At 74.0% G+C, this 21,493-nt stretch carries 19 protein-coding genes; 11 read left to right on the forward strand and 8 right to left on the reverse strand.

Going from position 1 to position 21,493, the window contains the following annotated elements:
- Positions 1-1,134 carry a hypothetical protein gene (locus tag Q5694_RS29245; protein WP_333936446.1) on the forward strand — a complete coding sequence of 378 codons (1,134 nt, stop codon included), beginning with the start codon at positions 1-3 and terminating at the stop codon, positions 1,132-1,134.
- An 88-nt stretch (positions 1,135-1,222) separates the two neighbouring features.
- Positions 1,223-2,416: a lactonase family protein gene (locus Q5694_RS29250; RefSeq protein ID WP_333936447.1), complete on the forward strand. Its 1,194-nt coding sequence runs from the start codon at positions 1,223-1,225 to the stop codon at positions 2,414-2,416.
- Here the strand turns inward: Q5694_RS29250 and Q5694_RS29255 are convergent.
- On the reverse strand, positions 2,384-3,112 hold the full coding sequence (locus Q5694_RS29255; protein ID WP_333936448.1) for a DUF2470 domain-containing protein: 729 nt from the start codon (positions 3,110-3,112) through the stop codon (positions 2,384-2,386). The genes Q5694_RS29250 and Q5694_RS29255 overlap by 33 nt on opposite strands.
- Positions 3,113-3,195: 83 nt before the next feature.
- The gene (locus Q5694_RS29260) at positions 3,196-3,804 is read right to left on the reverse strand and encodes a TetR/AcrR family transcriptional regulator (protein WP_333936450.1); all 609 of its coding nucleotides are present in this window, start codon (positions 3,802-3,804) and stop codon (positions 3,196-3,198) included.
- Between the two features lie 109 nt (positions 3,805-3,913).
- On the opposite strand from Q5694_RS29260, the gene Q5694_RS29265 reads away from it, so the two are divergent.
- Positions 3,914-5,410 carry a cytochrome P450 gene (locus Q5694_RS29265; RefSeq protein ID WP_333936451.1) on the forward strand — a complete coding sequence of 499 codons (1,497 nt, stop codon included), beginning with the start codon at positions 3,914-3,916 and terminating at the stop codon, positions 5,408-5,410.
- Here Q5694_RS29265 and Q5694_RS29270 read toward each other — a convergent pair.
- The 4 genes from Q5694_RS29270 to Q5694_RS29285 all read right to left on the reverse strand — a co-directional run bounded on the left by Q5694_RS29270 (position 5,372) and on the right by Q5694_RS29285 (position 9,535).
- The gene (locus Q5694_RS29270) at positions 5,372-6,214 is read right to left on the reverse strand and encodes a pentapeptide repeat-containing protein (RefSeq protein ID WP_333936452.1); all 843 of its coding nucleotides are present in this window, start codon (positions 6,212-6,214) and stop codon (positions 5,372-5,374) included. The genes Q5694_RS29265 and Q5694_RS29270 overlap by 39 nt on opposite strands.
- A 100-nt stretch (positions 6,215-6,314) precedes the next feature.
- Positions 6,315-7,049, reverse strand: a complete 735-nt coding sequence (locus tag Q5694_RS29275; RefSeq protein ID WP_333936453.1) for a PIG-L deacetylase family protein — start codon at positions 7,047-7,049, stop codon at positions 6,315-6,317.
- Positions 7,050-7,099: 50 nt separating this feature from the next.
- The gene (locus Q5694_RS29280; RefSeq protein ID WP_333936454.1) at positions 7,100-8,401 is read right to left on the reverse strand and encodes an alpha/beta fold hydrolase; all 1,302 of its coding nucleotides are present in this window, start codon (positions 8,399-8,401) and stop codon (positions 7,100-7,102) included.
- Positions 8,402-8,503: 102 nt separating this feature from the next.
- Positions 8,504-9,535: a LacI family DNA-binding transcriptional regulator gene (locus tag Q5694_RS29285; RefSeq protein WP_333936455.1), complete on the reverse strand. Its 1,032-nt coding sequence runs from the start codon at positions 9,533-9,535 to the stop codon at positions 8,504-8,506.
- Positions 9,536-9,950: 415 nt separating this feature from the next.
- On the opposite strand from Q5694_RS29285, the gene rhaI reads away from it, so the two are divergent.
- The 6 genes from rhaI (at position 9,951) to Q5694_RS29315 (ending at position 17,726) form a co-directional block, all read left to right on the forward strand.
- Positions 9,951-11,111 carry an L-rhamnose isomerase gene (rhaI, locus tag Q5694_RS29290; protein ID WP_333936456.1) on the forward strand — a complete coding sequence of 387 codons (1,161 nt, stop codon included), beginning with the start codon at positions 9,951-9,953 and terminating at the stop codon, positions 11,109-11,111.
- A gap of 116 nt (positions 11,112-11,227) precedes the next feature.
- Complete coding sequence (locus tag Q5694_RS29295; RefSeq protein WP_333936457.1) at positions 11,228-13,267, forward strand: bifunctional aldolase/short-chain dehydrogenase; 2,040 nt, start codon at positions 11,228-11,230, stop codon at positions 13,265-13,267.
- Positions 13,264-14,712: a rhamnulokinase gene (locus Q5694_RS29300; RefSeq protein ID WP_333936458.1), complete on the forward strand. Its 1,449-nt coding sequence runs from the start codon at positions 13,264-13,266 to the stop codon at positions 14,710-14,712. Before Q5694_RS29295 ends, Q5694_RS29300 begins: the two co-directional genes overlap by 4 nt.
- Before the next feature lie 70 nt (positions 14,713-14,782).
- Positions 14,783-15,538, forward strand: a complete 756-nt coding sequence (locus tag Q5694_RS29305) for a (Fe-S)-binding protein (RefSeq protein WP_333936459.1) — start codon at positions 14,783-14,785, stop codon at positions 15,536-15,538.
- Entirely contained in the window at positions 15,535-17,094 is a 1,560-nt protein-coding gene (locus tag Q5694_RS29310; RefSeq protein WP_333936460.1) for a lactate utilization protein B, read from the forward strand. The genes Q5694_RS29305 and Q5694_RS29310 overlap by 4 nt, the downstream gene beginning before the upstream one ends.
- On the forward strand, positions 17,091-17,726 hold the full coding sequence (locus tag Q5694_RS29315) for a LutC/YkgG family protein (RefSeq protein WP_333936461.1): 636 nt from the start codon (positions 17,091-17,093) through the stop codon (positions 17,724-17,726). The genes Q5694_RS29310 and Q5694_RS29315 overlap by 4 nt, the downstream gene beginning before the upstream one ends.
- 7 nt (positions 17,727-17,733) lie before the next feature.
- Here Q5694_RS29315 and Q5694_RS29320 read toward each other — a convergent pair whose 3' ends face one another.
- Positions 17,734-18,528: an SDR family NAD(P)-dependent oxidoreductase gene (locus Q5694_RS29320; protein ID WP_333936462.1), complete on the reverse strand. Its 795-nt coding sequence runs from the start codon at positions 18,526-18,528 to the stop codon at positions 17,734-17,736.
- 158 nt (positions 18,529-18,686) lie between these two features.
- On the opposite strand from Q5694_RS29320, the gene Q5694_RS29325 reads away from it, so the two are divergent.
- On the forward strand, positions 18,687-19,478 hold the full coding sequence (locus tag Q5694_RS29325) for an ABC transporter ATP-binding protein (RefSeq protein WP_333936463.1): 792 nt from the start codon (positions 18,687-18,689) through the stop codon (positions 19,476-19,478).
- 3 nt (positions 19,479-19,481) lie between these two features.
- Positions 19,482-20,792 carry an FtsX-like permease family protein gene (locus Q5694_RS29330; protein ID WP_333936464.1) on the forward strand — a complete coding sequence of 437 codons (1,311 nt, stop codon included), beginning with the start codon at positions 19,482-19,484 and terminating at the stop codon, positions 20,790-20,792.
- A 29-nt stretch (positions 20,793-20,821) separates the two neighbouring features.
- Here Q5694_RS29330 and Q5694_RS29335 read toward each other — a convergent pair whose 3' ends face one another.
- A complete protein-coding gene (locus Q5694_RS29335; protein WP_333936465.1) occupies positions 20,822-21,397 on the reverse strand; it encodes a TetR/AcrR family transcriptional regulator in 576 nt (191 codons plus the stop codon).
- Positions 21,398-21,493 lie beyond the last annotated feature (96 nt).

Genomic DNA, 21,493 nt, shown 5'->3' on the forward strand with positions numbered 1-21,493 from the left:
ATGGCCGACACGAGCGTGCGGATCGACGGGAACACGCTGCACCTGCCGGGAGGTGCTCTCGTGCGGTTCATCCGCACCCTGCGCCTGCCGGAGACCGGCACGCATCCGCTGCCGCCGGGACTGGGCGAGTTCCCGGTCCGGCGTGTGGCGGACTACGGCGACCGGGTGCCCGAGACGATGCGGGCGCGCGGCGGTGTGATGCTGCCGGTGTACCTGCGCGAGGCGATGTGGCTGAGCTTCGCCGGCACCCCGGAGCCGGCCGCGCTCCAGGTCGGCGTCGGCAAGGTGTGCGCGGTGTCGGGGCGGCCCTGGAGCGACGAGCTGGCCCGTGACCCGCAGAATTACGTGGTGCTGCCCCGGCAGCCCTGGCTGGACGGCATCAACTCCGGCACGGGCACGGTGCGCCAGTTCGTGGCCGTCCCTCTCGGCCTGGGCGCCACGGTCGAGGGGCAGGTCACGGGCGAGGAGGTGTGGGGCGGGGTGCAGCTGCAGTCCTTCCCGCTGAACGACGCGCAGCTGGCGCGCTGGCGTGCGGACGAGCGGCGCCGGCGGGAGCAGCTGCCTCCGCCGCCTCCGCTCCCGTACGGCGCCCCGATGCCCGCGGCACCACCGCCCGGCGGCGGCTTCGGTGCCGCCATGCCGGTGTCGGCACCGCCCGCCGCAGGCGGCTTCGCTCCCCCGATGCCCATGGCGGCACCGCCCGCACCGGGTGCGGCCCGCGCGGCCGGCGCCCCGGCGGCTCCGCCGCGCGGGGCCGCCATGGGGCTGGGCGTCGGGGGTTCCATGCGGCAGGAGGTCTACCGCGACGAGCGGCCGTTGTCGGACTGGGCGGAGCGGCCCGCGGGCCGGGTGTTCGTGCACCTGGTGACGCCACCGGAGTGGCGCCGCATCACCGGCGAGGCGGCGCCCCCGTCCCCCGTCGACCGGGCCGCGTACACCCGGGCGGGCCTGCCGTGGTTCGACCACTACGACGAGGACGCGCAGGACCTGGCCCCCTCGGACAAGCTCCAGGCGGTCAAGCCGGTCGGCGACTGGCTGGGCGACGACCACGAGCCGTGGCAGCAGCCGGCGCCGGGCCAGACCCGTCCCCTCAAGGACGCCCCCGGCAAGCCGGTGTCCGACGGCGACTGGTGACGGTCCGGCGGGCCGCTGTTGCGCCCGGCGGGCGATCCGCGCGAGGGTGACGGTCGCGACGGCGGCGAGGGACGAGTCGAGGGGTGACATGGACAGTGGTGGCTGGAGCAGGCGCCGGTTCGCCGGGGCACTGGCGGGTGCGGGCGCCGCGGTGCTGTTGCCCTCCTGTGACGACGCGCCGGAGTCCCCGGCGGCTCCGGCCGGGGACCCGCAGGAGAGCGCGAGTCCGTCCCGGGAGGTCCGGCGTCCTTCCGGGCCCCGCCCGCTCCTCCTCGGCACGTACACCTCCGCCGAGGGCGGCGGCAAGGGCATCGGCCTGGCCGAGTACGACCCTTCGACGGGCCGGATCACCGCAACCGGGACCGTCACCGGCGTGGGCGACCCTTCCTACCTGGCGCTCCATCCCGACCGGCGCACGCTGTACGCGGTGGACGAGCGGGAGGACGGTGCCGTGACCGCCGTCCGGCTGGCCGACCGCAAGGTCCTGGGCGGCCGCAGCACCGGCGGCGCGGCCCCCTGCCATCTGTCGGTGCACCCCTCGGGGCGCTGGCTGCTGAGCGCCAACTACGGCTCGGGGAGCGTGGCCGTCCACCCGATCGAACGCTCGGGTGCCCTCGGGGAGCGCACCGACCTGGTCACCCACTCCAGCCCGCCGCCGGGCCCGGGCCAGGACGGTCCGCACGCCCACCAGATCGTCACGAGCCCGGACGGCGGTCACGTCCTCGCCGTCGACCTCGGCACGGACACCGTGTACACCTACCGGCTCGACGAGCAGGCCGGCACGCTCACCGAGGTGGCGCGGGCCCGGACCCGGCCGGGCGCCGGCCCGCGCCATCTGACGTTCCACCCCGGCGGCCGGTACGCCTACCTCGCCGACGAGGTGGACAACACCGTGGCGGTCTGCGCGTACGACCCGGTCACCGGCCGGCTGCGCGTCGGCTCGGCGCAGTCCACCGGCACCGGCCCGGGCACCAGCTACCCGGCGCAGTTCCTGGTCACGCCCGACGGCCGGTACGCCTACCTCGCCAACCGCGGCGACGACAGCATCACGCGGTACGCGGTCGAGGGGGACGGAGCCCGGCTGAGGTTGCTGGACACGGTGCCGGTGGGCGGGCGGTTCCCGCGGCAGATCGCCTTCTCCCCCGAGGGCACGCTGCTGTTCGCGGCGAACCAGAGGTCGTCCACCGTGACCGTCTTCCGGGTGTCGGACAGGGACGGCGGACTGCGGCGGGCCGGAGAACCGTTCCCCTCACCGGTCGCCGTCTGCGCGCTGCCGCTGTAGGGGACGCGGGCAGGACACGGCGGCCGCCTGGCCGAGCAGGACGTGCATCCGCTCGGTGAGCTGCGCGACGTCGTCGGCGGGCGCGTGGAAGGCCAGGCGTACGTCGCCGTGGGTGCGGGCGCGTTCGATGCGCAGGGTCAGCCCGTGCCGGTCGACGGCGAGCGGCTGGACGCGGACCGCCCCGTGCAGGCTGTCGGGTTCGACGAGGCGCGTGAGGCGCTCCACCGCGTCGGCGTGGCAGTCGGCGAGGTGGGTCAGCAGCCGGGCCTCGGCCGTGGTGAGCGGGTCGGGCGCGGCGGCGGCGAAGTCGCCGGGGTCCACGACCACCGTGCCGGAGGTGCGGCGCAGCACCACCCGCGTCGGCGTGAAGGCCAACCTGCTCTCCTCCACGGCGAACCAGCCCGCGAGCCACAGCCGGGCGCGGATCCGTGTGCGTACGGGGGCGGGGGCGACGTCGGCGAACTCCAGCACCGCGGACGGCTCGCCGCGCGGCGCGCAGATCGCGGCGGTGAGCAGGGCGCTGTCCTCCGGCACCGCCACGAGCACCCGGCCGTCGTGCGTCACCGTGTGCGCGCCGACCAGCTCCTCGCGCGTGCTCTCGGCGGTCACCGAGCAGGACCACGCGGCGGCGAGCACCGAGCGGGCCCGCTCCGCGGCCGTGGGGGCCGCCGTCCGGCTGTGGCTGTCGTCACCCATTCCAGACCTCCTTAGGTAAGGCTCACCTAACTTATCGGAGATCAAGGCGTGAGCCAACCAGGCCACCCGCCCGTGACCGATCTTCAGGGTGAGAGAACGCCCAGCAGAGCGCGGGCGCACAACTCGCGCACCTGCTCACGGCTCAGCCCCGTGCCGCACAGCCACTCCAGGCAGACGGCCGTGGTGAAGGCCAGCCAGCCGCGCACGGCGAGACGGACCTCGGGCCGCACACCGAAGTCCGGCCCGAACTCCGGATCGGCGGCGAGCGCGGCGAGGATCTGCCGCTCCTGCGCGGCCAGCGCCCGTCGGTAGACCCGCCGCACGGCCTGGTCGCCCGCGGCGTCGGCGCGGTGGAAGGCGCGGTAGCCGTGGGCGTGCGCCCGCACGTACTCCAGGAACGTGTCGAGCCCGTCCGCCAGCTGGTCGCGCACCGGCCGGCCCGGGACCGCCGCGGTCAGCCGCAGCATGCGCTCGCTCTCGCGCTCGACGACCGCCGCGAAGAAGTCCCGCTTGGTCGGGAAGTAGTGGTACAGCAGCCCGCGCGAGACCCCGGCGATCTCGGCGACCTGCTCGATCCACACGTCGTCGTACGGGCTCTCCGAGAACAGCCGCGCCCCCACCGCCAGAAGCTGCTCCCGGCGCTCCTGCGTGCTGAGCCGGCGGCGCGTGCGCCCGCCCTGGTTCGCGGCCATGCCCGCACTTTACTTGACGCCGGTTCAACAACGGCACCAGACTGAGGCGCGCTGTTGAACTCGCGTACAACACGGGCGAACACGCCGCTGGATCAAGGGAGATCGCGTCATGCCTGAGGCGCCGGAACGGGCCGGGCGGCCCAAGGGTTTCCGCAGTGCCGAGCTGGGCTGGCCGCAGCTGGAGCGCATCCCGCACCCGCCGCACCGCGTCCCGCTGCTCGGTGACGTGCTGGGCGTGAACCGGAGCACGCCGCTGCAGGACTCGATGCGCTACGCCCGCCGGCTCGGGCCGGTCTTCCGGCGCCGGGCGTTCGGCAAGGAGTTCGTGTTCGTCTGGGGCGGCCGCCACGCGGCCGACCTCGCCGACGAGTCGCGGTTCGCCAAGCACGTGGGGCTCGGGGTCGCCAATCTGCGGCCGGTCGCCGGGGACGGACTGTTCACCGCGTACAACCACGAGCCGAACTGGCAGCTGGCCCACGACGTGCTCGCCCCGGGGTTCTCCCGCGAGGCGATGGCGGGCTACCACCCGATGATGCTGGCCGTCGCGCGGCGGCTGACGGAGCACTGGGACCGGGCGGCCGCGGCGGGCCATGCCGTGGACGTGCCCGGCGACATGACCAAGCTGACCCTGGAGACGATCGCCCGCACCGGCTTCGGCCACGACTTCGGCTCCTTCGAGCGCTCCCGGCCACACCCCTTCGTCACCGCCATGGTCGGCACCCTCACGTACGCGCAGCGGCTCAACACCGTGCCCTTCCCGCTGGCCCCCCTGCTGCTGCGCGGCGCGAGCCGCCGCAACGCGGCCGACATCGCCCACCTCGACCGCACGGTGGACGAGCTGGTCCGGGCCCGGCGGGCGAACGGCCCGGGGGACGGGGACCTCCTCGACCGGATGCTGGAGACGTCCCACCCGCGGACCGGCGAACGGCTCTCGCCGGAGAACGTCCGCCGGCAGGTGATCACCTTCCTGGTCGCCGGGCACGAGACGACCTCCGGTGCGCTCTCCTTCGCCCTGCACTACCTCTCCCGCCATCCCGGGGCCGCGGCCCGGGCCCGTGCCGAGGTGGACCGGGTGTGGGGCGGCGCCGCGGAGCCCGCCTACGACCAGGTGGCACGTCTGCGCTACGTGCGCCGGGTGCTGGACGAATCGCTGCGGTTGTGGCCCACCGCGCCCGCCTTCGCGCGGGAGGCCCGCGAGGACACCGTGCTGGCCGGGGAGCACCCGATGCGGCGCGGGGCGTGGGCGCTGGTGCTGACGCCCATGCTGCACCGCGACCCCGAGGTGTGGGGCGCGGACGCCGAGCGCTTCGACCCGGACCGGTTCGAGGCGGCGGCGGTACGGTCCCGGGCGCCGCACACCTTCAAGCCGTTCGGGACGGGCGCGCGGGCGTGCATAGGCCGCCAGTTCGCCCTGCACGAGGCCACGCTGGTGCTGGGCCTGCTGCTGCGCCGCTACGAGCTGCGGCCGGAGCCGGACTACCGGCTGCGGGTGGCGGAACGGCTGACGCTGATGCCGGAGGGCCTGCGGCTGCACCCCGAACGTCGCACGGCGGTGGCGGAGCCGGCCTCAGAGCTGCGCTGTCCAGTGCCCGGGGCGGGCGACTGAGCCGGGCAGCCGGGTCCCGGCGCTCCCCCGGGCCGCGTTGAGCTGCGGTTGGGTGAGGAAGAACGCCCCGGTCAGATCGGCGTCGGTCAGGTCCGCGTCACGCAGGTCGGCCCCGATCAGGTCCGCACCCCTGAGGTCGGCCCCGGTGAGATCGGCGGCGATGAGGCAGGCGCCCCGCAGGCTCGTCCCGCGCAGATCGGCGCCCTTGAGACGGGCCCCCATGAGATCCGCGCCCCGGCGGTCCTTCCTGCGGCCCCTGACTCCGGCCCGGGCCAGCTCGCTCGTCCGCAGCAGCAGGACGTTGACCTCCTGGCGGTGCGCCGCCACGTCCAGCGCGGCGAGCTGCTCCGGGGTCCCGCCGGCCAGTTCGCGGGTCCTGCCCAGCGCCCGGCGCAGCCCGGCGTGGACCGGGCGGGCCGCGGGCAGGGTCAGCGCCTCGGTGAGGTACCAGAGCAGTTCGTGCAGCTGCCGCACGACCGGGAACACCTCGAACATGCGGCGGGCGTGCTCGGGCGGCCCGGCACGCCAGCCCTTCCCGCCGAAGGTGACCTGCGAGACCTGCTGCCCGGCACCGAAGCAGTCGTAGACCGTGCAGCCGGTGAATCCCTGCTGCCTCAGCCGGGCGTGGATGCCGCAGCGGTGGTCCTCGCCGAGGTTGCGGCAGGGGGTCCCGGCGGCCTTGCCGACGGCGAAGTCGGCCGAGGCGGCGAAGGGCAGGGCGACGCAGCACAGTCCGAAGCACCGCTCGCAGTCGCCGCGCAGTTCCGCTCGCGCGGCGTGGTGATCTCGCATGGCGTTCAGCATACGAAACGACCGGATGCCGACCGGCTCCCCGGCCTGCCGGACCCGCTTCCCGGCGGCCTCGCGCCGCCGGGGGCTTCGAGGCCGCTCCCGCCCGGTCAGGTCATCTGCTGAACAGTTCGAACGCCACGGCCGGCCTGCCCCCGAAGCGCTCTCCCATGGTCTCGGCGTGCTGCGTCAGGAACCCGCGCACGTACGTCTCCGGGTCCTCGTCGGTCAGCACCTCGATGTAGCTGCGGTGCTCCAGCAGGGAGGCCACCGCCCGCTCCATGCCCGGCGACGCGTCCACGGCGTGCGTGGGGTTGGGGGAGCCCGCGACCGCGACCCAGCGCACCCCGTCCCAGGGGGCGAGTCCCTGCGCGGCAAGTTCCGGGAAGATCCACCGGTTGCCGGCGTCGCCGGCCGCGTCGAGCGTGGCCCGGCCGACGGCCACGTGGTCCGGGGTGTTCCAGGCGACCCCGCCCCAGGTGTCCCGGTGGTTGAGGGTGACGACCAGTTCGGGGCGGTGGCGGCGGATCGCGGCGGCGATGTCGCGGCGCAGGGCGGTGCCGTACTCGATCACGCCGTCCCGGTGGTCGAGGAACTCCACCTCCGAGACGCCGACCACCGCGGCGCTCGCCCGCTGCTCCCGTTCCCGCAGCGGACCGCACCGCTCGGGCTCGATCGTGTCGATGCCGGCCTCGCCCCGGGTCGCGAGGACGTAGGCGACCTCGCGGCCCTCGTCGGTCCAGGCCGCGACGGCCGCCGAGCAGCCGTACTCGAGGTCGTCCGGGTGGGCGACGACCGCGAGGGCGCGCCGCCAGTCGCCCGGCATGGGCTGGAGTTGATCGGTCGTCATGTCGGCAGACTAGTCCGAGTCGCTGCCGGCGCGCGGTGTCCCGCGCGTTGTCACGCCTCGTCCCGGGCCAGGGCCAGCAGCCGGTCCAGCACGCGCGGTCCGCCGGCACGGACGCCGTCGTGCTCGAACTCGTCCGTGACCCAGGTGCGCAGGCCCCGCACGGCCCGGGCGGTGCGCAGCGAGTGGGCGGTGTCGACGTACATGTCGTCGTGGTAGACGGCCGCGGCGATCGGCACCTCGTTGGCGGCGAGGCGGGCCGGGTCGTACAGGGGCGTCCAGTCGGTGCGGGCGGCCAGCAGGTCCGCGGTCTCACGCAACGGGCGCAGGGCCGGGTCGCACTCGAACATCCAGGGGTGAATCGATTCTCCGGTGAACAGCAGCGGTTCGTCGCCCGCGAGCGCCTTGGCGGCGTCGAACTGCGGGAACTCGGCGCGGACCCGCTCGGCCGACCAGTCGGTGGGCCGGCTGTCCTGGCCGTAGATCGACTCGTGGACCAGGGCGTACAGCGGGTGGCGGGCGAAGGACAGTTGGGTCTGCACCTGCTCCAGGAACGCGTCGGACAGGGCCGCGCCCTGCGGGGTGCGGACGAAGGCGTCCTCCAGCAGGTGGTGCAGGCGGTGGGTGCCGTCGCCGGTGCCGAGGACGATGCCGAGCGACTGGAAGGCCTCGACCGTGAACCGGTACCCGTTCGGCAGGACCACGTCGTGCGTCAGCAGGTGGTCGGCGATCCGGCGGGCCCGTTCCACGTCCTGCGGGTAACGGGCGTAGTGGGCGGCGACCTTGCGCTCGATGCGCGGGTAGGCGGCCCGGTAGACGTCGTCGGCGTGGGCGTCGAGGGAGGGCAGCCCGCCGGTGACGAGGGCGGTGGCCAGCCCCTCGGGGGCCAGGGAGAGATAGCTGGTCACGCAGAACCCGCCGAAGCTCTGCCCGAGGACGGTCCAGGGCCTGCCGCCCGTGACGCCGGCGCGGACGGCCTCGCAGTCGCGGACGATGGAGTCGGCCCGGAAGTGCGTCAGGTAGTCGGCCTGTTCCGCGGGGCCGCCGCGCAGCGGGAGCGTCTGGCGGTTGGCCGGCGTGGAGTGGCCGGTGCCGCGCTGGTCGAGGAGCAGGACCCGGTACTCCTTCAGGGCCCGGCCGAGCCACCCGGGCCGGCCGACGGAGCGGTCCGCACCGAAGCCGGGTCCGCCCTGGAGGTAGAGCAGCCACGGCAGGTCCTGGCCGGCCTTGTCGCTCGCGACGGCCTCGCGGGCGTACAGCTCGATCGTCTCGCCGTCGGGTCGGCCGTGGTCGAGGGGGACGGTGAAGCGGCGGTCGGTGAGGACGACTCCGGGCTGGCGGTAGCTGAGGGTCAACAGGGCTCCCGGGACGGACGGATTTTCGGGCCGCGTCCCAGTTCATCACAGGCGACGTCCGGGCGGAGGCCCTTCGATCATGAAATCCTGCTGAACGGCCGTTCAGGCCGGGCGTGCGGGCAGGCTGGAGCGGCGGACCACCAGTTCGGGCCGGAGCACGACCCTGCGGTGCTCGTGCGGACGGGCCGCGACCGCCCCCTCGGTCTCCTCCAGGAGCAGGTCGGCCGCCATGGCTCCCATGGTGACGGCGGGCTGCCGGACCGAGGTCAGCGGGACGGCCGCGGCGGCCGCGAACTCGATGTCGTCGTACCCGACGATGGCCAGCTCGTCGGGCACGCCGACCCCGGCCGCGTACATGGCCTGCAGGACGCCCAGGGCGAGCAGGTCGTTGGCGCAGAACACGGCCGTCGGACGAGCGGCGAGGCCGAGCAGCCGGGCTCCGGCGTCCCGCCCGGCGGCGACGTCCAGCCGTTCGGTGGGCAGTTCGCGCAGCGCCTCGGGTCCGAGCCCGGCCTCGGCGAGCGCGTGGAGGGCGCCGGTGCGCCGGTCACGGACCTGGTTCAGGCCGGGCGGGCCGCTGACGTAGGCGAGGCAGCGGTGCCCCGCGTCGACGAGGTGGCGCACGGCCAGGGCGCCGCCGGCCACGTCGTCGACGGAGACCGAGCACTCGGTGGCGCCTTCGGCGACCCGGTCGACCAGGACGAACGGGATGCCGTGCCGCCGGAACGCCTCGATGTTGCGGCCGGTGGCGTCGGCGGGAGTGAGCAGCACGCCGCGCACGCGCTGCTCGGCGAAGAGCGAGAGGTACTCGGCCTCCTCGCCCGGGTCCTGGGCGCTGTTGCAGACCATGACGCCCAGTCCGGCCCGGCGGGCGGCGCGCTCGGCGCCGCGCGCGACGTCGACGAAGAACGGGTTGCCCATGTCCAGGACGAGCAGTCCCATGATGCGGCTGCGGCCGGCGCGCAGCTGGCGGGCGGACTCGCTGCGGACGTAACCGAGCCGGTCGATCGCGGACAGCACGCGGGCCCGGGTCTCGGTGGCGACCGTGTCCGGGCGGTTGATCACGTTCGAGACCGTGCCGACGGACACTCCGGCGGCGCGGGCGACGTCCTTGATACCCACCGACTGGGCCATCGGGCGGGGACCTCCAGGGGGAGACGAGAGGCGGCGGCCGGGGCGGCTTCACACTACCGACCGTCCACCGCCGGGACCGGGTGCGGTCAGGCGGGCAGCGGGAAGTCGGACCGGCCGGTGCACTCCGGCGGGCCTGTTGATCAGGGCCACTTGTGCCGGCGGGGCCGGACCCGTGGTGGTGGGTGGGTCATGAGGGCTCCTCGACGACGCCGCCGCGACGGCCTCGCGGCGTCACAGGCGTCGTGAAAGGTTTCAACCGAGCCGCGATCCGGGGTTTTTCCCTTCGCCGAGGCGTCACCGTTCGCGATCAAGGGTCCGTGCGGGAGGGGTTGACACCCTTGCGGAGGGTCCCTAGCTTCACGTTCTGAATCGTTTCACGCAGCGTCGTCATGACGTCATGTCACAGGAGCCTGTCGTGACCGAGCTCGCCGCGGCCAAGGCCGCCTTGAGGATGCAGGCCGTCGAGACGCCGTCGTGGGCGTACGGCAACTCGGGCACGCGGTTCAAGGTGTTCGCGCAACAGGGCGTGCCGCGCACGCCGCAGGAGAAGCTGGACGACGCGGCGAAGGTGCACGAGTTCACCGGGGTCGCGCCGACGGTGGCCCTGCACATCCCCTGGGACAGGGTCGACGACTACCCCGCCCTGGCCGAACACGCCGAGCAGCGCGGGGTGCGGCTGGGGGCGGTCAACTCCAACACCTTCCAGGACGACGACTACCGCCTCGGGAGCATCTGCCATCCCGAGGCGTCCGTGCGCCGCAAGGCGGTGGACCACCTGCTGGAGTGCGTCGACATCATGGACGCCACCGGCTCCACGGACCTGAAGCTGTGGTTCGCCGACGGCACGAACTACCCGGGGCAGGACGACATCCGGAGCCGGCAGGACCGGCTGGCCGAAGGGCTGGCGGAGGTCTGCGGGCGGCTCGGGGACGGGCAGCGGATGCTGCTGGAGTACAAGCTGTTCGAGCCGGCGTTCTACACCACGGACGTGCCCGACTGGGGCACCGCGTACGCCCATTGCCTGAAGCTCGGGCCGAAGGCGCAGGTCGTCGTCGACACGGGGCACCACGCGCCGGGGACCAACATCGAGTTCATCGTGGCGACGCTGCTGCGGGAGGGGAAACTCGGCGGGTTCGACTTCAACTCCCGGTTCTACGCGGACGACGACCTCATGGTCGGCGCGGCGGACCCCTTCCAGCTGTTCCGGATCATGTACGAGGTGGTGCGGGGCGGCGGGCTCTGCGACGGGGTGGCGTTCATGCTCGACCAGTGCCACAACATCGAGGCGAAGATCCCGGCGGTCATCCGCTCCGTGATGAACGTGCAGGAGGCGACGGCGAAGGCGCTGCTGGTCGACACGGACGCGCTGGCCGCGGCGCAGCGGGCGGGGGACGTGCTGGAGGCGAACGCCGTGCTGATGGACGCGTACGACACGGATGTGCGGCCGTTGCTGCGGGAGGTGCGGGAGGAGATGGGGCTGGACCCCGAGCCGCTCGCCGCGTACCGGCGGTCCGGGTGGGCCGAGCGGATCGTCGCCGAGCGGGTGGGCGGGCAGCAGGCGGGGTGGGGTGCGTAGGCGTCTGCCGAGTTCTGTGATGTGCGGAGTGCGGGTCGTGTGCGGTTGGTCGCACCGTTCCCCGCGCTCCTGAGAAGAAGGCACCCCATCCCCTCCGACCGGAAAGGGACGTGTTCATGGATGTTCCTCCCGAAGCCGACGCTCTGCTCGCCCGGTCGCACCGGCTCGGGGCCGATCCCCGGAACACGAACTACGCGGGCGGCAACGCCTCCGCCAAGGGCACCGGTACCGATCCCGTCACCGGCGGGGACGTCGAGTTGATGTGGGTCAAGGGGTCCGGGGGCGACCTCGGGACGCTGACCGAGGCCGGGCTGGCCGTGCTGCGGCTGGACCGGGTGCGGGCACTCGCCGACGTGTACCCGGGGGTGGAGCGCGAGGACGAGATGGTCGCCGCGTTCGACTACTGCCTGCACGGCAAGGGCGGGGCCGCCCCCTCCATCGACACCGCCATGCACGCCCTGGTGGAGGCCGCCCACGTCGACCACCTCCACCCGGACTCCGGGATCGCGCTCGCCTGCGCCGCCGACGGGGAGAGGCTGACCGCCGAGTGCTTCGGGGACAGCGTGGTGTGGGTGCCGTGGCGGCGGCCCGGGTTCCAGCTCGGACTGGACGTCGCCGCGGTGAAGCGGGCCAACCCGCAGGCCGTCGGCTGCATCCTGGGCGGGCACGGGATCACGGCCTGGGGCGACACCTCCGCGCAGTGCGAGCGCAACTCACTGCACATCGTCCGCACCGCCGAGCGGTTCCTCGCCGGGCGCGGCAAGGCCGAGCCGTTCGGCCCGGTGATCGAGGGGTACGCGCCGCTCGGCGCAGGCGAGCGGCGCGCACGGGCCGCCGCGCTCGCGCCGTACGTGCGTGCCCTGGCCTCCCGGGACCGGCCCCAGATCGGGCACTTCACCGACTCCCACGTCGTCCTCGGCTTCCTGGCGCGCGCCGAGCACCCGCGGCTCGCCGCCCTCGGCACCTCCTGCCCCGACCACTTCCTGCGGACCAAGGTCCGTCCGCTCGTGCTGGACCTGCCGCCCACCGCCCCGTTCGACGAGGCGATCGCCAGGCTGAAGGACCTGCACGCGGAGTACCGCGCGGAGTACGCCGCCTACTACGAGCGGCACGCCGGGCCCGGCTCACCGGCGATGCGCGGCGCCGACCCGGCCATCGTGCTGATCCCGGGGGTCGGCATGTTCTCCTACGGCAGGGACGAGCAGACGGCCCGCGTGGCCGGGGAGTTCTACGTCAACGCGATCAACGTGATGCGCGGCGCCGAGGCGGTGTCCGCGTACGCGCCGATCGAGGAGTCGGAGAAGTTCCGCATCGAGTACTGGGCGCTGGAGGAGGCCAAGCTCCGGCGGATGCCGAGGCCCGGGGCGCTCGCGACGCGGGTGGCTCTGGTGACCGGCGCCGGCAGCGGGATCGGCAAGGCCGTCGCGCACCGGCTCGTGGCCGAGGGCGCGTGCGTGGTCGTCGCCGATCGGAACACGGGGAACGCCGAGGCGGTCGCCGAGGAGCTGGGCGGGCCCGACAAGGCCGTCGCCGTCACGGTGGACGTCACGTCCGAGGAGCAGATCGCCGAGGCCTTCCGCGCGGCCGTACTGGCCTTCGGCGGCGTGGACCTGGTGGTCAACAACGCGGGCGTGTCGATCTCCAAGCCGCTGCTGGAGACCTCCGCGGAGGACTGGGACCTGCAGCACGACATCATGGCCCGCGGGTCGTTCCTGGTGTCGCGGGAGGCGGCCCGGCTGATGATCGCCCAGGAGCTGGGCGGCGACATCGTCTACATCACCTCGAAGAACGCCGTGGTCGCCGGGCCGAACAACATCGCCTACTCGGCCACCAAGGCCGACCAGGCCCACCAGGTGCGGCTGCTCGCCGCCGAACTGGGCGAGCACGGCATCCGCGTCAACGGGATCAATCCCGACGGCGTCGTGCGCGGTTCGGGCATCTTCGCGGGCGGTTGGGGCGCCCAGCGGGCCGCCGTGTACGGGGTCGAGGAGGAGGAGCTCGGCGCGTTCTACGCCCGGCGCACCCTCCTCAAGCGCGAGGTGCTCCCGGAGCACGTGGCCAACGCGGTGTTCGCGCTGACCGGTGGGGAGCTCACCCACACGACCGGGCTGCACGTCCCGGTCGACGCCGGCGTCGCGGCCGCCTTCCTGCGGTGAGCGCGGCCGTGACGTCGCACGCGGCCGTCGACCTCGGGGCGTCCAGCGGTCGCGTCATGGCCGGCCGCGTCGGCCCCGGCACCCTGGAGCTGACGGAGATCCACCGCTTCCCCAACCGTCCGGTGCGGGTGCCGGAGGGCCTGCGCTGGGACGTGCTCGGGCTGTACACCGGCGTGCTGGACGGGTTGCGGGCGGCCGGGCGGGTCGACTCCGTCGGCATCGACGGCTGGGCCGTGGACTACGGGCTGCTCGACGCGGACGGGGCGCTGCTCGGCAACCCCGTGCACTACCGGGACACCCGGACCGAGGGTGTGGCGGAGCGGGTGTGGGCGACCGTGCCCCCGCAGGAGCTGTACTCCGCGACCGGGGTGCAGTACGCCCCGTTCAACACCCTCTACCAGCTCGTCGCGGCCCGCCCCACGGCCCAGTTCGAGCGGGCGCGGCGGCTGCTGCTGGTCCCGGACCTGCTGACCTACTGGCTGACCGGGGAGCAGGGCACCGAGCTCACCAACGCCTCCACGACCCAGTTGATCGACCCCCGGACGCGTGAGTGGTCCCACGGCGTGGCCTCCCGGCTGGGCATCGACCTGGACCTGTTCGCGCCGCTGAGGGAACCCGGCGACCCGGCGGGGCTGCTGCGCGCGGAGGTGCTGGAGCGGACCGGGCTCAGCGGTCCGGTGCCGGTGACGGCCGTGGCGTCGCACGACACCGCGTCGGCGGTCGCCGCAGTCCCGGCGATGGGCGGCCGGTTCGCCTACGTCTGCACCGGCACCTGGTCGCTGGCCGGTCTGGAGCTCAACGAGCCGGTGCTGACCGAGGAGAGCCGGGCCGCCAACTTCACCAACGAGCTGGGGCTGGACGGCACGGTCCGCTACCTGCGCAACATCACGGGCCTGTGGCTGCTCCAGGAGTGCGTACGCGACTGGGGTGAGCCGGACCTGGACGCGTTGCTCGTCCGGGCGTCCCGGATGGAGGGGCTGCGGTCGGTGGTGGACGCGGGCGACGCCCGGTTCCTCGCTCCGGGGCGGATGCCGGAGCGGATCGCCGAGGCCTGCCGGGCCTCGGGGCAGCTTGTGCCCGGGTCGCCGGCCGAGGTGACGCGCTGCATCCTCGACTCACTCGCCCTGGCCCACCGGGAGGCGGTGCTGGACGCGCAGCGGCTGGCCGGGCACGCGGTGGACGTGGTCCACGTGGTGGGCGGCGGCACGCGCAACGCGCTGCTGTGCCAGCTGACCGCCGACGCCTGCGGACTGCCGGTGGTGGCCGGCCCGGCCGAGGCGGCGGCCCTCGGCAACGTGCTCGTGCAGGCCCGGGCGCACGGCGGTACCGGTGACCTGGCCGCCATGCGCGACCTGCTCGTGCGCACCCAGGCGCTGGGGCGGTACGCACCACGGGGCACGACCGCGCGGTGGCGTGCCGCGCGGGCCCGGCTCGCCAGGATCTGACGGGGTCTCCCCCGGGCCCGTCGCCCGCAACTACGCTGCACTCGTCCGGTGATCGACCCCTGGGAGCGCGATGCGTGTCGCCCTGTTCCTGACCTGCGTGAACGACACGCTCTTTCCGGACACCGGACGTGCCGTGGTGAAACTGCTGACCAGGCTGGGCGTCGAGGTCGACTTCCCGCCGGGGCAGACCTGCTGCGGGCAGGCGCACTACAACACCGGCTACCGGCACGAGGCCGAGCCCCTCGCCCGGAACTTCTCCGAGGTCTTCGGCGGGTACGAGGCGATCGTGACCCCGTCCGGGTCGTGCGGGGCGATGGTGCGGGAGCTGTACCCGCGGATGGGCGAGCGGGCCCGGGCTGAGGGGCGGGGCGGCACCCTCGCGGCCGCGCTGGCGCCGGTGGTGCCGAAGACGTACGAACTCACCGAGTTCCTGGTGGACGTGCTGGGCGTGACCGACGTCGGGGCGTACTACCCGCACACGGTCACCTACCACCCGACCTGTCACGGGCTGCGCGCGCTCGGGCTCGGCGAGCGTCCGAAGCGGCTGCTGCGGGCGGTCAAGGGGCTGGAACTGGTCGAGCTGCCGGGCGCCGAGGAGTGCTGCGGCTTCGGCGGCACCTTCGCCCTGAAGAACCCCGACGTCTCGGCCGCGATGGGCGCGGACAAGGTGCGCAACGCCGAGTCGACGGGCGCCGAGGTGCTGTGCGCGGCCGACAACTCCTGCCTGATGCACATCGGCGGGACGATGACCCGGCTGCGGACCGGGATGCGGCCGGTGCACCTCGCGGAGATCCTGGCGAGCACGGAGGAGGAGCCAGTCGTATGAGCGGAACGTTCGTCGGGATGCCTGGGTTTCGCCCGCCCGCCCACCCTGCGTTTCCCCCGCCCGCCCACCCTGCGTTTCCCCCGCCCGACCACCTCGCGTTTCCCGCCTTCCCGGACGCCGCGCGGGAGGCAGCCGGGAACGAGACCCTGCGCGGCAATCTGCGGCACGCCACCCACACCATCCGCGCCAAGCGGGCCAAGGCCGTGGCGGAGCTGCCCGACTGGGCCGAGCTGCGCGAGGCGGGCAAGCGGATCAAGGACCACACCCTGCGTCATCTCGACCGCTACCTGGTGCAGTTGGAGGAGTCGGTCACGGCGGCGGGGGGTGTCGTGCACTGGGCCGCCGACGCGGCCGAGGCCAACGACATCGTCGTGCGGCTGGTGCGGGAGACCGGCGAGACGGAGGTCGTGAAGGTCAAGTCGATGGCCACGCAGGAGATCGGGCTGAACGAGGCGCTTCAGGCCGCGGGCGTCCGCGCCTACGAGACCGATCTCGCCGAGCTGATCGTGCAGTTGGGCAAGGACCGCCCGTCGCACATCCTGGTGCCGGCCATCCACCGCAACCGGGGCGAGATCCGCGACGTCTTCGCCCGGGAGATGAGCGAGTGGGGCCGCCCCGCCCCCGACGGCCTGACCGACACGCCCGCCGAACTCGCCGAAGCGGCCCGGCTGCACCTGCGCGAGAAGTTCCTGCGGGCCGAGGTCGGCATCTCCGGCGCCAACTTCATGGTCGCCGAGACGGGCACGCTCGTGGTCGTGGAGTCCGAGGGGAACGGGCGGATGTGCCTGACCCTGCCCGAGACGCTGATCTCCGTCGTCGGCATCGAGAAGATCGTGCCGACCTGGCGGGACCTGGAGGTGTTCCTGCAGACCCTCCCCCGCTCCTCGACGGCCGAACGCATGAACCCGTACACCTCGACCTGGACCGGCACGACCGACGGCGACGGGCCGGGCACCTTCCACCTGGTACTGCTGGACAACGGCCGCACCGACACCCTCGCCGACGAGGTCGGCCGGCAGGCCCTGCGCTGCATCCGCTGCTCGGCGTGCCTCAACGTGTGCCCGGTGTACGAGCGGGCCGGCGGCCACGCCTACGGATCGGTGTACCCGGGCCCGATCGGCGCGATCCTCAGCCCTCAACTACGGGGCACCGGCAGCGAGATCGACGCCTCGCTGCCGTACGCGTCCTCGCTGTGCGGGGCGTGCTACGACGTGTGCCCGGTCGCCATCGACATCCCGGAGGTGCTGGTGCACCTCCGGGAGCGCGTCGTGCAGGGGGGTGAGGCGGTCCGCGGGGGCAACAAGGTGGTGCTGCGGCCGACGAAGGGACACGCGGCGGAGCGGGCGGCGATGCGCGCGGCCCGCTGGGCGTTCACGCACCCGGGCGCGCTGCGCGCCGGCCAGCGCGCCGCCTCCCGGACCCGGCGCTTCCACCCCCGGACCCTGCCGGGCCCGGGCCGGGCCTGGAGCGGGACACGGGATCTGCCGCGGGTGCCCGCCGAGCCGTTCCGGGACTGGTGGCGGCGGACGAACGGCGGGAAGGACGGCGTGGCATGAGCAGCAGGGAACGGATCCTCGGGCGGGTGCGGCGCGCACTGGCGGACCTGCCGGCCGGCGAGACACCGCTCACGCGGGACTACCTGCGTGAGCACGGGCGGCGCAGCGTCGCGGAGACGGTGGAACTGCTGGCCGGGAACCTGGCGGACTACCGGGCGGTGGTGCACCGCACGGACGGCGAAGGGCTGGCCGGGCTGATCGCCGCGCTGCTTCGGCGGCGCGGATCGGCCTCCGTACTGGTGCCGCCCGGGCTGGACCCTGGGTGGCTGACGGCGACCGGCGTGCCGCGGGTGGCGGACCGGGCGGAGTGCACGCCGCACGAACTCGACCGGGTGGACAGCGTGGTGACCGGCTGCGCGGTCGCCGTCGCCGAGACCGGCACCATCGTGCTGGACGGCTCCCCCGACCAGGGCCGCCGGCGGATCACCCTCGTCCCGGACCACCACATCTGCGTGGTGCGCGTGCCCGCCCAGGTCGTCTCCTCCGTGCCGCAGGCACTGGAACGCCTCGACCCGGCACGTCCGCTGACGTGGATCTCCGGGCCGTCGGCGACCAGTGACATCGAGCTGGACCGGGTCGAGGGTGTGCACGGCCCGCGCACCCTGGAAGTGGTGCTGACCAGCGGGGACTGACCCGGGGTCAGGGCAGGATCGAGTCGATGTAGCCGCCGTCGACCCGCAGGGCGCCTCCGGTGGTCGCCGAGGCCTGGTCGGAGGCGAGGTAGACGACCATGTTGGCGATCTCCTCCGGCTCGATCAGCCGCTGCAGCAGGGACTGGGGCCGGTGCTGCTTCATGAAGACGCGCTGCGCCTCGTCCCACGGCAGGTCGCGGTCGACGAGCTGGTAGACGAAGTCCTCGACGCCGCCGGTGTGGGTGGGGCCCGCGATGACGGAGTTCACCGTCACACCGGTGCCGGCGGCCTGCTTGGCGAAGCCGCGGCCGACCGCGAGCAGGGCCGTCTTGGACATGCCGTAGTGGATCATCTCGGCGGGGATGACGACCGCCGAGTCGCTGGCGACGTTCTGGACGCGTCCCCAGCCGCGCTCGGTCATGCCGGGCAGCACGAGCCGGGTCAGGCGCACGGCGGACAGGACGTTCACGTCGAAGTAGCGGCGCCACTCGTCGTCGCTGATCTCCAGCGGATCGGCGGACCCGAAGATGCCGAGGTTGTTGACGAGGATGTCCACCTGCCCGAGCGTGTCCACCGCCTGCCGGGCGCCCTCGTCACCGGTGACGTCGGCGGCCACGGGCACCAGTTCGGCACCGGGCACCTCGCCGCGCATCCGTTCCACCGCCTGCTCCACCCGGTCGGGCGAGCGGCCGTTGACACCCACCCGGGCGCCCGCCCGGGCCAGGCCCGTGGCGATGGCGGCGCCGATGCCCTGCGTGGAGCCGGTCACCAGAGCGGTGCGGCCCTTCAGATCGATCTGCATGCCGTTCCAACCCTTTCCGTAGGGGAGTGATCAGGTACCCCGGGGGGTGTCGCTGAGTACACCCCGCGATACGGGTTCTGCGGCCAGTGTGGTCACGTCCCGTTGTCCGTAGCGTCGAGGCGAGACACAGGGCGTGTCGGACGAAGGGGGACGAGGGGATGTTCCGCACCGGGGCACGACAGGACCAGGACCGGGACCAGGGACCCGCCGCCGAAGCGCTGCGGCTGGTCGAGGTCACCAGGACGTACGGCAGCGGCGACAGCGCCGTGACCGCGCTGGACGGGGTGACGCTCGGGCTGGGGCGCGGCACGTTCACGGCGGTGATGGGGCCCTCGGGTTCGGGCAAGTCGACCCTGCTGCAGTGCGCGGCGGGCCTGGACCGGCCCGACAGCGGGATCGTGCGGGTCGACGGCACCGAACTGACGGGCGGCGGCGAGGCGGAGCTGACGAGGTTCCGCCGCGGCCGGATCGGGTTCGTGTTCCAGCAGTACAACCTGCTGGAGACGCTGACGGTCGCGCAGAACACGGTGCTGCCGCTGAAGCTGGCCGGGCGGCGCGTGGACCGGCGGCACGTGCGGGAGGTGCTGGCGGCCGTGGGGCTCGGCGACCGCCTCGGGCACCGGCCGGACCAGCTCTCCGGCGGTCAGCGCCAGCGGGTGGCGATCGCCCGCGCGCTGGTCACCGAGCCGCGGGTGATCTTCGCGGACGAGCCGACGGGCGCGCTGGACTCGCACAGCGCGCGGGACGTGCTGCGGCTGCTGCAGCAGGCGGTGCGGGTGCACGGCCGGACGGTGGTGATGGTGACGCACGACCCGGTCGCCGCCTCCTGGGCCGACACCGTGCTGTTCCTCGCGGACGGCCGGCTGGCGGGGCGGCTTCCGGCACCGACGGCGGACGCGGTCGCCGAGCGGCTGGCGCACCTGGGCGACGACGCGACGGCGGGGGTGTGAGCGATGTTGGTACTGGCGATGCGGTCGGTGCGGCAACGGCCCGGGCGGTTCCTCGCGACGCTGCTGTCCGCGTTCCTGGGCGCCGCGATCATCATGACGTTCAACGCGCTGCACGACACCGCCGGGCAGCCCGGAGTGGACCCGGTCAGCTCCGGGACGCTGTCCACGGCGGCGGGCGTGGTCGGCGGTTACGGCACCCTGCTGGTCTTCTTCGCGATCGCCTCGACGCTGACGGTGAACGTGCGTCAGCGGGCCGCGGAGAGGGAACTGCTGCGCTGCTCCGGGGCGACTCCGGGGCAGATCAGGCGGATGGTCGTGGGTGAGGCGGTGGCCGTGGCGCTGGTGGGCGCCGCGCTGGCCGTCGGGCCGGCGGTGCTCGGCGGCCGGGCGCTGCTGGAGGTGTTCCGGGACAGCGGCCAGGTCGCGCGGTCGGTGGAGTTCTCCTTCGGGCCGGTGGCGTTGCTGACGGGTGTCGGCGTCACCCCGCTCGCCGCGGCGGGGGCCGCGTCCCTCGCCGTGCGGCGGGCGACGGGCAGCGGCCGGGAGCGCGGCCGGGCGAGGTCGGTGCTTGCGTACGCGGCCCTGGCGGTCGGAGCCGCGTCGGCGGGTTCGACGTTCGCGCTCTCGGCGACGGACGCCGCGCTGATGGCGCCGCCGGCCTACGGGGCGATCCTGCTGTCGGTCGGCTGCGCGCTCAAGGCGCCGAGGCTGCTGGCGGCGGTCCTGGACCGGTTGCCGCTTCGCGGGGCGAGCGGGTGGCTGGCGGTGCGCAACCTGCGCGAGCGGGCCGGGCAGCTCGCCGGGATCCTGGTGTCGCTGATCCTGTTCACGGCCGTCGCCACGGCGACGCTGACGATGCAGGCGGTGGAGAGCGACGCCGTCGCCGCTTCGGGGGCGGTGAAGTCGGTCGACGCGAGGAACCTGGAGACGCTCAACCTCACCGTCGTCGGCATCGTCGTGGTCTTCGTCTGCGTCATGCTGGTCAACTCCCTGTACGCGGCGACCTCCTACCGTTCGCGCGAGTTCGGGCAGCAGCGGCTGGCCGGGGCGACTCCGCGGCAGGTGCTGGGCGTGGTGGGCGCCGAGGGGCTGGTGCTGACGGTGACGGGCGTGTGCTGCGGCACGCTGGCCGCCCTGGCGGGGATCGTGCCCTTCACGGTGGTCCGCACGGACGGGGTGCTGCCGGGCCAGGTTTTCGGTGTGTGGCTCGCGGTGGTGGGGGTGGCCGCGGCGGTGACGCTGGGGACCGGTCTGGCGACGGCCCGGCGGGTGCTGCGCACGGACGCGGTGCGGGCGGTGGCGGCCGCCGCGTGAGCGGGGGGATGCGGGGAGGGCGGCCGCCTTCAGCGTGTTCCGGCAGCGTCCAGCAGTGCGGTGACGGTCGCGGTGGTGAGCCCGTCCAGCCTCTCGATCCCGGCGCCGGCCCGGGCGCTGGCCCCGTCGAAGACGAGCATCAGCTGGCGGGCCAGCAGCTCCGGATCGCGGGCTCCCCCTTCGGCGGCCCGGGTCCGGAAGAAGCTCTGCAGCCGTTCCTTCGCCCCGCGGGCGACCGCGCTCGCCGGGTGGGCGGGGTCCTTCAGCTCGACGAGCGCCGCGAGGTAGGGGCAGCCCAGGTAGGCGGGCTCGGCAGCGGCCTTCTCCAGCCGTTCGAAGACCCCCAGGATGCTCTCGCGCGGCGTGCCGGCGGGCTCCTCCTGCGGTCCGGGGGCGAGCCGCGCCTCGTACTGCGGGAGCAGCCGGTCGAGGCTGGCGGCCAGGACCTCGTCCTTGCTCTGGAAGAGCTGGTACATGGACCGCTTCGAGACCCCGGCGCTGCGGCACAGCGTCTCGACACCGATGGAGACGCCCTCGCGGTAGAAGAGGTCGGCCGCCGCGTCGAGCAGCCGGTCGCGGGTGGACGCCTTGTCAGTCGTGGCCATGGGGTGAGGGTACCGCGCCGCCGCCCCCGGTGAAACCGATCGGTTTTGACCCCGGCCCGATACGGGCGGCCCCGTGACAGCGACTGTGACCAAGCG

Origin of the sequence: Streptomyces sp. AHA2 (genome assembly GCF_036857595.1) — a bacterium.
Classification (GTDB): Bacteria; Actinomycetota; Actinomycetes; order Streptomycetales; family Streptomycetaceae; genus Streptomyces.

Excerpts from the sequence above, each read along its gene's own strand:
- Q5694_RS29245 (WP_333936446.1), top strand. The coding sequence starts at position 1 with ATGGCCGACACGAGCGTGCGGATCGACGGGAACACGCTGCACCTGCCG.
- Q5694_RS29250 (WP_333936447.1), top strand. The coding sequence starts at position 1,223 with ATGGACAGTGGTGGCTGGAGCAGGCGCCGGTTCGCCGGGGCACTGGCG.
- Q5694_RS29255 (WP_333936448.1), bottom strand. The coding sequence starts at position 3,112 with ATGGGTGACGACAGCCACAGCCGGACGGCGGCCCCCACGGCCGCGGAG.
- Q5694_RS29260 (WP_333936450.1), bottom strand. The coding sequence starts at position 3,804 with ATGGCCGCGAACCAGGGCGGGCGCACGCGCCGCCGGCTCAGCACGCAG.
- Q5694_RS29265 (WP_333936451.1), top strand. The coding sequence starts at position 3,914 with ATGCCTGAGGCGCCGGAACGGGCCGGGCGGCCCAAGGGTTTCCGCAGT.
- Q5694_RS29270 (WP_333936452.1), bottom strand. The coding sequence starts at position 6,214 with ATGCTGAACGCCATGCGAGATCACCACGCCGCGCGAGCGGAACTGCGC.
- Q5694_RS29275 (WP_333936453.1), bottom strand. The coding sequence starts at position 7,049 with ATGACGACCGATCAACTCCAGCCCATGCCGGGCGACTGGCGGCGCGCC.
- Q5694_RS29285 (WP_333936455.1), bottom strand. The coding sequence starts at position 9,535 with ATGGCCCAGTCGGTGGGTATCAAGGACGTCGCCCGCGCCGCCGGAGTG.
- Q5694_RS29295 (WP_333936457.1), top strand. The coding sequence starts at position 11,228 with ATGGATGTTCCTCCCGAAGCCGACGCTCTGCTCGCCCGGTCGCACCGG.
- Q5694_RS29305 (WP_333936459.1), top strand. The coding sequence starts at position 14,783 with ATGCGTGTCGCCCTGTTCCTGACCTGCGTGAACGACACGCTCTTTCCG.
- Q5694_RS29310 (WP_333936460.1), top strand. The coding sequence starts at position 15,535 with ATGAGCGGAACGTTCGTCGGGATGCCTGGGTTTCGCCCGCCCGCCCAC.
- Q5694_RS29315 (WP_333936461.1), top strand. The coding sequence starts at position 17,091 with ATGAGCAGCAGGGAACGGATCCTCGGGCGGGTGCGGCGCGCACTGGCG.
- Q5694_RS29320 (WP_333936462.1), bottom strand. The coding sequence starts at position 18,528 with ATGCAGATCGATCTGAAGGGCCGCACCGCTCTGGTGACCGGCTCCACG.
- Q5694_RS29325 (WP_333936463.1), top strand. The coding sequence starts at position 18,687 with ATGTTCCGCACCGGGGCACGACAGGACCAGGACCGGGACCAGGGACCC.
- Q5694_RS29330 (WP_333936464.1), top strand. The coding sequence starts at position 19,482 with ATGTTGGTACTGGCGATGCGGTCGGTGCGGCAACGGCCCGGGCGGTTC.
- Q5694_RS29335 (WP_333936465.1), bottom strand. The coding sequence starts at position 21,397 with ATGGCCACGACTGACAAGGCGTCCACCCGCGACCGGCTGCTCGACGCG.